The 13,540-nt window shown below is 65.0% G+C and carries 11 protein-coding genes; 4 read left to right on the forward strand and 7 right to left on the reverse strand.

The window, feature by feature from the left end:
- Window positions 1-550 precede the first annotated feature (550 nt).
- The 3 genes from QZY01_RS18620 to QZY01_RS18630 are packed head-to-tail and all read right to left on the reverse strand — an operon-like array spanning window position 551 to window position 3,098.
- Window positions 551-1,324 carry an ABC transporter permease subunit gene (locus QZY01_RS18620; protein ID WP_294540183.1) on the reverse strand — a complete coding sequence of 258 codons (774 nt, stop codon included), beginning with the start codon at window positions 1,322-1,324 and terminating at the stop codon, window positions 551-553.
- Window positions 1,321-2,082: an ABC transporter ATP-binding protein gene (locus QZY01_RS18625; protein ID WP_294540185.1), complete on the reverse strand. Its 762-nt coding sequence runs from the start codon at window positions 2,080-2,082 to the stop codon at window positions 1,321-1,323. Before QZY01_RS18625 ends, QZY01_RS18620 begins: the two co-directional genes overlap by 4 nt.
- The gene (locus tag QZY01_RS18630; RefSeq protein WP_294540187.1) at window positions 2,079-3,098 is read right to left on the reverse strand and encodes an ABC transporter substrate-binding protein; all 1,020 of its coding nucleotides are present in this window, start codon (window positions 3,096-3,098) and stop codon (window positions 2,079-2,081) included. The genes QZY01_RS18625 and QZY01_RS18630 overlap by 4 nt, the downstream gene beginning before the upstream one ends.
- Before the next feature lie 133 nt (window positions 3,099-3,231).
- Between QZY01_RS18630 and recG the strand changes: the two genes are divergently transcribed.
- Both recG and QZY01_RS18640 read left to right on the forward strand, forming a co-directional pair.
- The gene (gene recG / locus QZY01_RS18635; protein ID WP_294540188.1) at window positions 3,232-5,325 is read left to right on the forward strand and encodes an ATP-dependent DNA helicase RecG; all 2,094 of its coding nucleotides are present in this window, start codon (window positions 3,232-3,234) and stop codon (window positions 5,323-5,325) included.
- A 166-nt stretch (window positions 5,326-5,491) separates the two neighbouring features.
- Window positions 5,492-5,863: a hypothetical protein gene (locus QZY01_RS18640; protein WP_294540190.1), complete on the forward strand. Its 372-nt coding sequence runs from the start codon at window positions 5,492-5,494 to the stop codon at window positions 5,861-5,863.
- A 173-nt stretch (window positions 5,864-6,036) separates the two neighbouring features.
- Here the strand turns inward: QZY01_RS18640 and QZY01_RS18645 are convergent, their stop codons facing one another.
- Window positions 6,037-6,789 carry an NUDIX hydrolase gene (locus tag QZY01_RS18645; protein WP_294540192.1) on the reverse strand — a complete coding sequence of 251 codons (753 nt, stop codon included), beginning with the start codon at window positions 6,787-6,789 and terminating at the stop codon, window positions 6,037-6,039.
- An 83-nt stretch (window positions 6,790-6,872) separates the two neighbouring features.
- Between QZY01_RS18645 and QZY01_RS18650 the strand changes: the two genes are divergently transcribed.
- Window positions 6,873-8,657 carry a cation:proton antiporter gene (locus QZY01_RS18650; protein ID WP_294540194.1) on the forward strand — a complete coding sequence of 595 codons (1,785 nt, stop codon included), beginning with the start codon at window positions 6,873-6,875 and terminating at the stop codon, window positions 8,655-8,657.
- Between the two features lie 693 nt (window positions 8,658-9,350).
- Here QZY01_RS18650 and QZY01_RS18655 read toward each other — a convergent pair.
- Window positions 9,351-10,211 carry a transporter gene (locus QZY01_RS18655; protein ID WP_294540196.1) on the reverse strand — a complete coding sequence of 287 codons (861 nt, stop codon included), beginning with the start codon at window positions 10,209-10,211 and terminating at the stop codon, window positions 9,351-9,353.
- A 229-nt stretch (window positions 10,212-10,440) separates the two neighbouring features.
- Here QZY01_RS18655 and QZY01_RS18660 point away from each other — a divergent pair, with 229 nt between their 5' ends.
- Window positions 10,441-10,938, forward strand: a complete 498-nt coding sequence (locus QZY01_RS18660) for a DUF2721 domain-containing protein (protein ID WP_294540198.1) — start codon at window positions 10,441-10,443, stop codon at window positions 10,936-10,938.
- Between the two features lie 71 nt (window positions 10,939-11,009).
- Here QZY01_RS18660 and QZY01_RS18665 read toward each other — a convergent pair whose 3' ends face one another.
- On the reverse strand, window positions 11,010-12,455 hold the full coding sequence (locus QZY01_RS18665; protein ID WP_294540202.1) for a DegQ family serine endoprotease: 1,446 nt from the start codon (window positions 12,453-12,455) through the stop codon (window positions 11,010-11,012).
- Between the two features lie 56 nt (window positions 12,456-12,511).
- The gene (locus tag QZY01_RS18670) at window positions 12,512-13,402 is read right to left on the reverse strand and encodes a protease modulator HflC (protein WP_294540200.1); all 891 of its coding nucleotides are present in this window, start codon (window positions 13,400-13,402) and stop codon (window positions 12,512-12,514) included.
- Between the last annotated feature and the right edge of the window lie 138 nt (window positions 13,403-13,540).

The raw sequence follows: 13,540 nt of genomic DNA on the forward strand, positions 1-13,540 counted from the left end.
GCGCCGGGAAGCGAACCGGCGAGGCCGGGGCGCCGCCGCCGTTCGAAATGTCTGTCCGGACGGGAAGCGTCCTTGCAGTCAACCGAAATATACCTAAATTTGAATTAACGGCGGTTGGGGAGGTTTGTGGAGAAATCTGCATGGATCCTGCTCATTCTCGCCCGAAAAGAGGCGCCGCGCTCATTGGCGACGCCCACGGGTAGCGGCGTCGCGCGGCCAAAACATATTCTTCCCGGTCAAGACTTAAGCCTTCGAAGACAAGACTCCGCCTTCGGAAAAGCGGGGCTTTTCCGTGAAGAACATGCATTAGAACAAACAATTGACGCGTCGGCGCGACCTTCAGGCCCGCCGGCCCCGCCTCTGCGCCCCGCCTGCCGAAATCCATCCGACCGGGAGCGCCGCAGTGTTGAGCGAGGTTGAAGAGAGGCGATAAAAAAGGCGAAAATGTGGATCACAATAATTTTATTTGACAGTGTTATATAGAACACGGGAAAAACGGGTGCGCCAATTTGACGCGCTCCGACGCTGAAATCCCTGAAAAAAGCCGCTTTCAGTTGCTCAGCTTGTCGTCGCGCCACCGCCGCAACAAAATCCGGTCGAGACCCGCCAGCGCGCCGTAAAGCGCCATGCCGCTCAGGCACAGCAAGGTCACGGCGGCGAACATCAACGGAATTTTGAGTCGATAGCCCGCCTCGACAATGCGAAAAGCCAGGCCTTCGCCGCGCCCGGCCGCGCCCGCCGCCAGTTCGGCCGCGACCGCGCCGATCAGGGCGAGGCCGCCGCCGATTCGCAGGCCGGTGAAAATCTGAGGCAGGGCGGAAGGCAGGCGCAGCAACAGCAGGATTTTTTCGCGCGAGGCGCCTTTGAGCAGGAAAAGCTCGATCAGCCCGCGATCGGTCGCCTTGAGCCCGGCCGAGGCATTGGACAGAATCGGGAAAAAGGCGACGAGAAAGGCGCAGGCGAGCACGGCCCGGTCCGGTTCGAGATAGATCAGCAGCAGCGGCGCGATGGCGATCAGCGGCGTCACCTGCATGGCGATGGCCATCGGCAGAAACGTCCGCTCCAGCCAGGGCGACCAGACGAACAGCAGCGCCAGGGCGACGCCTCCAACGGCGGCGAGCGCCAGCGCCTGCAAGGCTTCGGACAGCGTCGTCAAGGTCGCGGAAAACAACAGCGGCGCATTGGCGGTCAGGCTGGCGAAAATCGCCGAGGGCGCCGGCAATTGCGCGGCGGGAATGGCGTAAAACCGCGTCGCCGCCTCCCAGAGCGCGAGCAGGGCGGCGAGCGCCAGCAACGGAGCCAGACGACTGAAAAAGCCGCTCATGGTCCGGATTTCCGCATCGCCTGCTCCAGGGCGTCGGCTATGGCGCCGCAATTTTCCGCAAATGCCACGCCGCGCCGGTCTTGCGGCCCCGGCGCGGCGGAACGCGGAAAAGCCAGCAGCGCGTCGATTTGGCCGGGCCGCGCCCGCATCACCGCCACCCGATCGGCCAGATAGGCGCTTTCATAAACCGAATGGGTGACGAAGACGATGGTCGCCGCGCTCTCGCGGCGCAGGTCGTGCAAGACGTCGTTGAGCTGCCAGCGGGTGATTTCGTCGAGCGCCGCGAAAGGTTCGTCGAGCAGCAGGAGCGATGGGCGATCGACCAGGGCGCGGGCGACGGAAACCCGCATCTTCATGCCGCCGGAAAGCTCGCGCGGCAGGCTTTTCGCCGCCTCAAGCAGGCCGACGCGGGCGAGCGCATCGCGCACCAATGGATCGGCGGCGCGGCGGCTGACGCCGGCGAGCCGCAAGGGCAGATAGACATTGGCCCAGATATCCGCCCAGGGCATCAGATTGGGCTCCTGAAAAACGAAGCCGATCTTTTTGCGCGCCGCGTCGTCCGACCAGACGAGGTCGCCCGCATCCGGTTGCTCCAGCCCGGCGATCACCCGCAACAAGGTCGATTTTCCGCAGCCCGAAGGGCCGAGCAGGCACAAGGTCTCGCCGCCGAGGACATCGAGATCGAGCCCGTCCAGCACCGGCGCGCCGGCGCGGAACGACAGCCGCAGGTCGCGCAGGGCGACCAGCGCCGAAGTCAATTCCGCAGTTTCGGAACGACGCCGAACCCCTTGTTTACAAAGTGATAATCAAATCCCCGCGAAATATCGAGGTCGGCTGGAACGACGCCCGAAGCCGCCATCGTCCCGTAAAAGCGATCGATGCGGCGCCGGTTCATCGCGCCGATTCCGAGTTTCAGCGCGTCGCCGGAATTGACAATGCCGTAAACGCGCATCTGTTCGACGGAAAAGGCCAGCTGCTCGTCGTCGATATCGGGATTTTGCGCCTTGATCAGGGCATTGGCGGCTTTGTTGTCGCCGTAAAGATAATTGCTCCAGCCGAGGATGGAGGCGTTGACGAACCGCTGCACCAGTCCGGAATTCCGGTCGATCAGGTCGCGGCGGGTTTCAATCGTCGTCGCATAGGACTCATAGCCCTTATCGGCGAGCAGGAAGACATTGGGCTTGAATCCGCCCTGTCGCTCGATGGCGAAGGGTTCGGAAGTGACGTAGCCCTGCTGGATGGAGTTTTTGTCGGCGAGGAAGGGCGCGGCGTTGAAATTATAGGAGGCGGCTTTGTCGCGGGAAAAGCCGAAGTTTTTTTCGAGCCAGGGCCAGACCGTGGTCAGGGTGGCGAGACCGACGAAAGCCTTGGCCTTGGCCAGATCGTCGAAACGATCGAGTCCGACGCCGGGATGCGACATCAGGACCAGAGGGTCCCTCTGCATCATCGCGGCGACGGTGACGATGGGGATATTTTCGCTGACCGCCGAAAACTGGCCGATCAGATTGTCGCCCATGTAGAATTCGACTTTGCCGGCGGCGAGCAGCAGGCGGTTGTTCTTCTGCGGACCGCCGGGCAGGATGGTCACGTCGAGCCCGAACCTCTCGTAGGTTCCGTCGGCCACCGCCTGATAAAACCCGCCCTGCTCCGCCTCGGCCAGCCAACTCGCGGCGATGGTCACCTTGTCGAGCCCCTTGTCGGACGCCTTGTCGAGCGCCTGGGCCGGCAGGGCAAAAGCGAAAACAGCCAGCAGCATCGTCGTCAAACGAATCAATGATCTTCTCCTCGCGGCCGAAATCCTTCGCGATATTTGCCGCGCCGCGTCGCGAGCGCAAGGAATTTCCCGAAATCGTTCTGGCGAGACCGGGGCGCTTGTCGGAAAGCGCCGCGAAAGCTAAACACAACCGATGCGTCCCTCGCTTCTCGACCCCCTTTTCGCCGAAGCGAGCGCCCTGCCCGGCGTCGGGCCCAAGACCGGAAAGCTTTTCGACCGGCTGCTCGGCGGCTCAGGCCAACCGGCGCGGGTGCTCGACGTCTTGCTGCATCTGCCTGTCTCCTTCGTCGACCGCCGCAACCGGCCGAAAATCGCCCAGGCGCCCCTCGGCGCCGTCTCGACCCTGAAGGTCCGCGTGACCGAGCACCGCCCGCCGCGCGGCAAGGGACCCTATCGGGTGCTGACCGAGGACGAGACCGGCGATCTGACGCTGATCTTCTTTCACGCCAATTCCGGCTGGATCGAAAAACTGCTGCCGGTCGGCGCCACGCGCTGGGTGTCGGGCCTCGTCGAGATTTTCGACTTTTATCGGCAGATGGTCCATCCGGACCGCGTGCTCGACGAGGCCGGGCTCAAGGCCCTGCCCCCGGTCGAGCCGGTCTATGGCCTGACCGAGGGCCTGTTCCAGCGCGTCGCTGCCAAAGCGGCGGCGGCGGCGCTCGACCGCCTGCCCGCGCTGCCGGAATGGCTCGACGACAAGAATCTGCGCGCCGCCGGCTGGGGCACATTCGCCGCCAGCCTGAGCCAGCTGCATCATCCGCAACAGCCGGCGGACATCGCGCCCGAAGGGCCTTTTTGGGCGCGGCTGGCCTATGACGAACTCTTGTCGCATCAACTGGCGCTGCGGCTGGTGCGCGCCCGGATGCAGAAGCTCGGCGGCCGCGCGCAAACAGGCGACGGCGCATTGACCGCCCGGATTTTGCGCGCCCTGCCCTTCGCATTGACCGGCGACCAGCAAAACGCCTTTGCCGAGATTTCCGCCGATCTCGCCAGTGAAAGGCGGATGTTGCGGCTGTTGCAGGGCGATGTCGGCTCCGGCAAGACCCTTGTCGCGCTGCTCGCCATGGCGCAGGTCATCGAGAGCGGGCGCCAAACGGCCCTGATGGCGCCGACGGAAATTCTCGCGCGCCAGCATTACGCCACGATCAGGCCGCTCGCCGAGGCCTGCGGCCTGACGGCGGCGCTGATCACCGGGCGCGACAAGGTCGCCGAGCGCCGCGCCACGCTCGAAGGTTTTGCAAGCGGCGCGATCCAGATCGCCATCGGCACCCATGCCCTGGTGCAAGACGACGTCGCCTTCGCCGATCTCGGCCTCGCGGTGATCGACGAGCAGCACCGTTTCGGCGTCAACCAGCGCGTGACGCTCGCCGACAAGGGCGCCTGCGTCGATGTGCTGACGATGACCGCGACGCCGATCCCGCGCACGCTGGCTCTGGCCTATTTCGGCGACATGGAAGTCTCGTCGCTGCGCGAAAAGCCGCCGGGCCGCAAACCGATCGATACGCGGGCGGTCAATGCCGCGCGCATCGACGAAGTCGTCGCCGGCCTCGCCCGCGCGGTAGAGGCCGGCGCGCGCGTCTATTGGGTCTGCCCGCTGGTCGAGGGCAGCGAGGACTCCGATCTCGCGGCGGCGAAAGACCGCGTCGAGGATCTGCGGCAAATTTTCGGCGACCGGGTCGGCCTCGTCCATGGCCAGATGAAAGGCCGCGACAAGGACGCCGCGATGGCGGCTTTTTCCGCCGGCGAGACCAAAATCCTGGTCGCCACCACGGTGATCGAGGTCGGCGTCAACGTGCCGGAGGCGACGATCATGGTGATCGAACACGCCGAGCGTTTCGGGCTGGCGCAATTGCACCAGTTGCGCGGGCGCGTCGGCCGGGGCGCGGCCAAATCCTCCTGCATCCTGCTCTATTGCCAGCCGCTCGGCGACACCGCCCGGGCGCGTCTGGAAATCCTGCGCGACACCGAGGACGGCTTCCGCATCGCCGAGGAGGATTTGCGGCTGCGCGGCGAGGGCGAGGTGCTGGGCGCCCGTCAGTCCGGCGCGCCCGGCTTCAGGATCGCGCGGCTCGATCTCCACGCCGCGCTGTTGCGCATGGCGCGCGACGAAGCCGAACGCGTGCTGGAGCAGGACCCGCAACTGACCGGCGCGCGCGGCGAGACCCTGCGGCTGCTGCTCTATCTGTTCGAGCGCGATTCGGCGTTGCGGCTGTTGCGCGCCGGTTGAAGCCTGCTCCCAAAAAGTTGGAGACTTTTTGGATGAGAATATCCTTTTAAAACAAATTCCGGAGCCTGTTCGACGAATGGCCATTCGTCGAACAGCTTCTGGAAACTCTTGACCGCGCTTCTTGTTTGGCAAAAGATGAAATTTGCGGTTTTTTTGGGAGCCGCCCATGCGCCTCGTCCTTGTTGGTCCTGTCCTGTCGCCTGCCGGAATTCTGGCTCTGACGCTCGCCGTCGCCGGATGCAACGCCAACCGCGCGTCCCCCCTCGTCGAACTCGCGGCGCCGGCCATGCCGTCCTACGTTCGCGTTTCGCCGCCCGAGTCGCGCCTGCCGCAGGCGGGCGGCTGCGCCGGCGACATCGCCAATTTCCGCACCGTTCAGGACAATGACCTCGCCGCGGGCCATGTGGACAAGAGCATTTACGACCAGATCCGGACCGAACTCGCCGAGGCGGAACAGGCGTGCGCCCAGGGCGACACGCTCCGCGCCCAGGGACTTTTGCGCGCCGCCAAGGAAAAGCACGGCTATCCGGCTGGGTGAGCTCGAGCGCAAACGCCCTTCAATTCAATGACCTCTTGGTGAGGAGCTCGACAGTGGGCCTCCAAGGACGCCCACTGTCGAGCGTCTCGAACCATGGGCAGATGCCCGGGCTCGACCAGAGCGCGGCTGAACCATCGAGGCCAATGATCCCCTCGTGCTTCGAGACGGCCCTTTCAGGGCCTCCTCAGCATGAGGGGCTTTGCTCCCGCGGCGCCCGCCGCGAAAGCGTCGCGCAAAAAAATCTGGATGAAATCGGGCATTCGCCCGGCGTCAATATCCGCCGCGCCACGCACCGCATGGAGCCGGGCGAGTTCCGCCTGCGGATCGTCGGCGATGAATTCTTGCGCCCTCGCGCAGGCTTGCGCCGCCGGAAGCCCCAAAAATCTGAGCTGCATGCAGGCGATCTTCTGGCCCGCGACGACGATGCGCCAGCCGGGCGCAGGCGGGGCTTCTTCCGGCGAAAACCCGGTCTCCTCCAGCATTTCGCGCGCCACGCTGGCGGCAAGATCGACGGTCTCGCCGCGAATATCATTGGGATCGGGCGTGCCGGCGGCGAAATAGATTTTGCCGGCGTTCATGGTGTGGGCGCCGCTTTCGCCGAGCAGCCAGGCGCCGTCGCGCGAGCGCAAGGCGGCCATCGAAAAGCAGTTGTAAACCGCGCGGTCGGGGAAGCCGAAATCGCGCCAGGCGAGAAAGTTGCGGAAATCGGTCTCGAAAAAGCCGCCGCGCAACAGGCCGCCGTCCGGCGTCGCCAGAATTTCGGCCTCGCGCAGCAATAAAACCCTGCCGTCGAATAATTTCGGCTTTTCGGCAAGCCGTTCGCGCCAATGCGCGTCGATCCGCGCCGCCTCGTCGCGGGCGAAATCCCACGGGCCGGGTTTTAGCGCGGTTTCAATCCGCGCGACGCTGAAAATTCCGTTTCGCATGAAATCCGCCCATGACGCGCGCTTTCGCTAAAACTTTGGCGCGACGCGCAAATCCGTTATCCTGTTTGCGGTGGAGAAAGCAATTGGCCGTCCATTTCGATCTGGAGCCCTACAAGACGCCGCTGCTGTTTCTGGCGGTCGCCGGCGTGGTCGTGCCCTTGTTCCGGCGCCTGCGCGTCAGCCCGGTGCTCGGCTTCCTCATCGCCGGCATGGCCATCGGCCCGCACGGGCTCGGCCGCCTCGAAAAAATCACCGCGCTCGGCCTGCCCTTTCTCGGAGCGGACGACAACATAGGCCCGGTCGCGGAATTCGGCGTCGTCTTCCTGTTGTTCAACATTGGCCTCGAATTATCGCTGGAGCGCCTGCGCCTGCTGCGCCGCTTCGTGTTCGGCCTCGGCGCCTTGCAGATGCTGGTTTGCAGCGCGGCGCTGTTCGGCGTGGCGCGCGCTTTCGGCCTGCCGCCGCCCGCCTCGCTCGAACTGGGCGCGGCGCTGGCGCTTTCCTCCACCGCCATCACCGTGCCCGTTTTGGCCGAACGACGCCGGCTCAACACAATGTCGGGGCGCGCGGTGTTTTCCGTGCTGCTGTTCCAGGATCTCATGGTCGCGCCGATCCTGTTCGCGACGACGCAATTCGGCGCCGCGCCGGAAGCCGGACAAAGCCTGTTCTGGACTTTTGGCCCGGCTGTTCTGGGGGTGGCGCTGATCGTCGTCATCGGGCGTCTCGCGCTGCGGCCCCTGTTCCATCTGGTCGCCGCCGCGCGCTCGCCCGAATTGTTCATGGCCGCCTGCCTGCTGGTGGTGACCGGCGCGGCGGTGACGGCGGCCATGGCCGGCCTGTCGATGGCGCTCGGCGCCTTCATCGCCGGGCTCCTGCTGGCGGAAACCGAATATCGCCGCGCCGTGGAACTGGCCATCGACCCGTTCAAGGGCCTGCTGCTCGGGCTGTTCTTCGTCTCGGTCGGCGCCGGCCTCGATCCCTTGCAGGTGGTCGCCCATCCCGGCCCGACGCTCGGCATCGCCTTCGGGCTGATCGCGATCAAGACGCCGCTGATCGCCGCTCTGGCGCTGCTGTTCGGACCGAGCCGCCGCCAGTCCGGCGAGATTGGCCTGATGCTCGGACCGGGCGGCGAATTCGCCTTCATCGTGCTCGCCGCCGCCCAGTCGGCGAAAATCCTTTCGGCCGAACTCGCAGGACAGGCGCTGGTCGGCGTCACCCTGTCGATGGCGCTGATTCCGCTGTTCGCGCTGGCTGTGCGCGGCGGCAGGCCGTCGCGCGGAAAAATCCCCGCCGGCCCCGAGCCCGACGAACTCGCGCCGGCCTCGCGCGTCATCGTCGTCGGCTATGGACGGGTGGGCCAGATGGTCTGCGCGCTGATGCGCACGCATGAGGTGGATTATCTCTGCATCGACGGCGACCCCGGCATCGCCGCCCAGGCGCGGGGGCGCGGCGAGCCGGTCTATTGGGGCGACGCCACGAGGCGCGATTTTCTCGAAAGCTGCGGGCTGGCGCAGGCGCGCGCCGTCGTCGTCACCATGCATACGCCGAGCGCGGTGGACGCGGTGGTGCGCCAGGTGCGCGAATCGCATGCCGACCTGACCATTGTCGCGCGCGCACGCGACGCCGCCCACGCCCGCGCGCTCTACAAGCTCGGCGCCACGGACGCCGTGCCGGAGACGATGGAGGCCAGCCTGCAATTGTCGGAAGCGGCGCTGGTCGATATCGGCGTTCCGATGGGGCTGGTGATCGCCTCGATCCACGAACAGCGCGACCTTTATCGCAAGGAATTGCTCGCCGACGAGAGCGTCAGCGCGCCGCCGCGACCGTTCGTCGGGCGGCGGTGGAAGAAGAAGCCGGCGAAGGGATAGGCCAATGCCGCCTGTCCGGTTGGGGTCCGCCGACCGGCGCGCAGCGTTCGGGCGCGGAAGCCGCGCGTCTCCAACGGCGCCTCAGGCACAGTCGCCATTCGGTTGAAACCGGACGTTTGCAGGACGCGCACCGCATACGGATGAGCAATCTTCGCTGTCCTCAAAGCTCCTAGAGCATTTCTCGCCTATCGTGACTCGTCACGATAGGCGGATCCCTCGCATAAGCTCGGCGTCGCATTCGCTCCTAAGAGCCTTCCCCGCTTCAAGTGAAGCGGGGAAGGCTCTTAGGCCGGACGTTTGGTCCGACCTCGGCCAGGGTAGGCAAACCCGTGGCAGGCGATTTCATCGATTTTTCTTGGCGCGGACCACAAATCCGTCGCCCCGATCACGTTCAGCGGAAATATTTGCGTCGCAGTCGCGACTTTCCGGTTGGTTCGAACTCAGCCCTGCATTCCGGCGATAATTGAGTCAGGTTCCCTTTAAGACAGCCCTCAATCCGGGGGACGTCCGGGATCGCCGAGGAGCAAAATCGGAATGCGTCGCCCATGCAGGCCGACCGTTCGTCCGGGGTTCCTTGCGCCAAAGCCACGGAACTCCCCATGGTGAGAAAGGCGCCCCCCAATGCCGTCAGCAGAGCCAATCCACGGTACGATTTGGAGGTTTTCATTTTCGATGGCCTTTGGATAGCCTTGATCAGAAGATGAACGTAACCTGCGTGCGCAATTGCCAGTCCGGCCCAAAGTCCGGCTTCACCAGATTATAATAGGCGCCCAGGCTTAAATTGACCGGCAGCTTGTCGAACAGCTTGATCACGCGGCCCGCGCCGCCGCCGATCGGAACCGTCCATTTGGTTCCCGGCGTGTCCCAGTTGGCGGTGAGGATCGGCGAACTCATGACATACCAGCCCTGGCCGAAATTATAGTTGACGAAGGGCTGGGTCAGGAAATTGTTGTAGCCGTTCCCAAAACGCCCGAAAGTTCCGCCGAGCGACCAGACGTTGTTGACCAGCACGCCCGCGACCCAGGGGCCGTTCGAATAGACGATGACGCCGGAGGCGCCGCCGCCCCAGACGCTGGAGCCGAGATTGGCCGAACTGGCGGTCGGGATCTGCGCCACCGGGCCGAGGCCCCACAGCCAGCCGTTGGTCGGGTTGCGCGGCGACAGGAAGGCCGTAAAGGTCGTGGCCCCCGTGCCGACCGGCGTGGTCGGCAAAGGCGACAGGTCCGGGCTCCAGACCACCGGCAGGATGGTGCGGGTGATGACATTCCAGTCGTCGTTGACGTGGATCGGAATCACCGGCTGGATATTCAGGATTTCCTGCGCGCCCTTGTGCGGGCCGACGCCGAAATTGGTGTTGCTCTGGAACGGGAAGCTGTAGAGGTCGCCAACCGGATTCTGCAGCTTCTTGGCGAGGTCCGAGGCGCTCGCGCCCCCCGCGTCGTCGCCCGGCGCCGCAGCGACAGCCGCCGGTTCGGCGCGTACGGGAGACAGGCCGGCCGAGACCGCGGCGGTCAGGATCGTCGCCAGTAACGCCGGTTTGGCGATCTGTCTCATCGGGCTAAACCTCGGCTTGCGATTCCGGTTCGATCTGCGATGCTTTACAAAACCATATCAAGAAAAGCACGAGGCGAACAGGCGCAAACGTTCCGATCTCTGGCGCCTTCCGGGATCGGGTCCATCCGAAGCCCGCGAATTTGCCCGAATCGACAGGAGCGGCGGCATCCGGCGGCGCCGGCATCCCCGGACCCAGCTCCCTCGCGGCGCCAACAAGTCAGGTTCAAACATGTCCGACGCCTTCGATGTCGTTCACCTCTCGACCGTGATTTCCCAGGTGACGGCGCCCGCCTTCCTTCTGAGCGCGGTGGCCTCGACCGTCGCGGTCCTGATCACCCGGCTGAACCGTGTCTCCGACGCCTACCGTTCGATCGAAGCCCTGCCGGACGAAGATCCGGCGGCGGCCGATTCCAGGGCCGAACTTCCGGACCTGATGTTGCGCGCCCATTTCATGTATCGCGCCATTTTCTGGTCCGTCGCCAGCGGCATCTGCACCTGCATGCTGGTCATCATCATGTTCATGAGCGCACTTCTGGACTTCGAGCATCAGGTCGGGGCGGCGGTGCTCTTCATCATCGCCATGGCGCTGTTCACCGCGTCCATGATCTATCTCGCGCGCGAAGTGCATCTGAGCCACATGGGAAGCTTCAGCAGCAGGGGAATCGGCGCCGTTTTCGGCCGCCGCCACCCCCCGCCAAGGCGCGACGCCGGCGACGGCGAACGCTGAACAGGGGCTAAGTACGCCCGAAGACCCTTGCATTTCAAGGAGAACGCCGCAACGCCTTCGCGCCGCGCGCCTCAATTCAGCGACAACGCCACAAACCGAGCCTGCCCCTGCGCATTGGCGACCAGCAGCAGCGCCGACTTGCGGCCTTCGCTCTTGAGCGCCTTGGCCTGCTTTTCGACGTCCTCGGGCGACGCCACCGGCTGGCGGTTGAATTCGACGATGACTTCGCCCGGCGCGATATGCTGTTCCGCCGCCGGGGAATCGGGATCGACCTTGACGATCGCCACGCCCGCCTTGACGCTTTCCTTGATCTGGAATTTGCCGCGCACCGCCTCGTCGAGCGGCGCAAGGTCGAGACCGAAGACATGAACCCTGGGCGCGGCCTCGGGAGGCTTCCCGGCGGCCGCCGGCTTGTCCTTCGGCGCCCTGGCCTCGCCGTCCTCGAGCCGGCCCAGGGTGACCTTTCTGGTCTGTTCCTTGCCGTCGCGGATCACCACCACGTTTACTTCCCGGCCGACCGGCGTCTGGGCGACGATTTTCGGCAATTCGCGCGCATTGGCGACCGGCTTGCCATCGAACGAGACGATGACGTCGCCCGGCTGGAACCCGGCCCCGACGGATGGGCCCTTGTCATCGACGCCCGAGACGAGCGCGCCGCGCGCCTTGCCGATGCCGAGGCTCTCGGCGATGGCGTCGTCGACGTTCTGGATGCGCACGCCGAGCCAGCCGCGCCGCGTCTCGCCGAATTTGATCAATTGCTCGATCACCGGCCCGGCGGTGTTGGCGGGCGTGGCGAAACCAATGCCGATCGAGCCGCCCGAAGGCGACAGGATCGCGGTATTGATGCCGATCACCTCGCCCTCGAGATCGAACAGAGGCCCGCCCGAATTGCCCTTGTTGATGGAAGCGTCGGTCTGGATGTAATTATCGTAGGGGCCGCTGTCGATATTGCGCCTCGTCGCCGAAATGATGCCCGCCGTGACCGTGCCGCCGAGCGCGAAGGGATTGCCCACCGCCAGCACCCAGTCGCCGACCCGCGACTTGTCGCTGTCGGCGAATTTCACCGCCGCCAGCGGTTTGGCTGGCTTGACCCGCAAAACCGCAACATCGACCTTGGCGTCCTTGCCGATCAATTCGGCCTTGAGTTTGGTGCCGTCGGTGAAGATCACCTCGATCTCGTTGGCGCCGTCGATGACATGATTATTGGTCACGACAATGCCCGAAGCGTCGATGACGAAGCCCGAACCGAGCGAGGAGGAGCGGCGGGGGCGGCCCTCGCCATTCTGCTGGCGATGGCGTTTTAAAAATTCCTCGAACATGTCGTCGAGCTGCGAGCCCGGCGGCAGTTTCGGCATGTCCAGCTTCTTGTCCTCCACCACCTGGGTGGCGGAAATATTGACCACCGCCGGCGTCACCTTTTCGGCCAGATCGGCGAAACTGTCGGGCCCGGGACGGGCGAAGGCCGGCGAAAGGCCGGCAAGCAGCAAGCCGGTCGACAGAACGAGGCCCGCCAGCATTCCGCCGGCTTTTCGGGGGGACGTGCAGCAGATCATTTCAACCTCGCCAGATGCATTCACGGTTTTGCCGGTTTGCCCGACGCCGTATCGAAAAAGCGGAAAAAGTCGGATGTGGGCGAGACGACGAAGCGCGAACCCTTGGTTTTCAGCGCCGCGTCATAGGCCTGCATCGAGCGGTAGAAGGCGAAGAAATCGACGTCGCGACTGAAGGCGTCGGCGAAGATGCGGCTGCGCTCGGCTTCGCCGTCGCCGCGCATGGAGTCGCCCTGCTGCTGCGCCTCGGCGACGATGACGGTGGCGTCGCGCTGGGCGCTGGAGCGGATCTGCTGGGCGTCCTGCTGGCCGAGCGCCCGATATTCGGCGGCCTCGCGCGCTCGCTCGGTGCGCATGCGGTCGAACACTTTTTCCGAAATCTGGCGCGGCAGATCGACGCGGCGGATGCGCGCGTCGCTGATCGAGACGCCGAAACGCTGGGCTTCGCGATTGACCTGATCGCGGATCTTGGCGGTGAGGCCGGCGCGCTCGTCGCGCACGATCTGCGTCTGGTTGGCTTCGCCCAAAACCCGGCGCACGGCGGAATTGAGCACCGAGGCGAGCTGGTTGCTGGCGTTGGCGACGCTGCCGACCGTCTGGTAGAATTTGAGCGGATCGGCGATCTGGTAGCGCACGAAAGCATCGACTTCGAGCCGCTGGTTGTCGGAAGCCAGCACTTCCTGGCTCGACGATTCGAGATCGAGAATGCGCTTGTCGAGGAAGACCACGGATTCGATCAGCGGCAGTTTGAAATGCAGGCCCGGATCGGTCACCAGGCCGCGATCCGGCACCGGCTCGCCAAACCGCAGCAGCAGCGCCTGCTGGGTCTGGTGCAGTTCGAAGGTGGCGGACAGAGCCAGCCCCAGCAGCACGACGACGCCGACGACGAGCGCGATGAGTTTCGGCTGGTTCATGGCTGGCCTCCCGTCGAGGATTTGGTCTCGGACTGGAAAGGCGCCAGCGGCAGCAGCGGCGCAACGCCGGAAGCGCGGTCGAGAATGATCTTGTCGCCGGCGCCGAGCACCCGCTCCATGGTTTCGAGATAGAGGCGC

The sequence above is a fragment of the uncultured Rhodoblastus sp. genome (assembly GCF_903903185.1).
Classification (GTDB): domain Bacteria; phylum Pseudomonadota; class Alphaproteobacteria; order Rhizobiales; family Beijerinckiaceae; genus Rhodoblastus.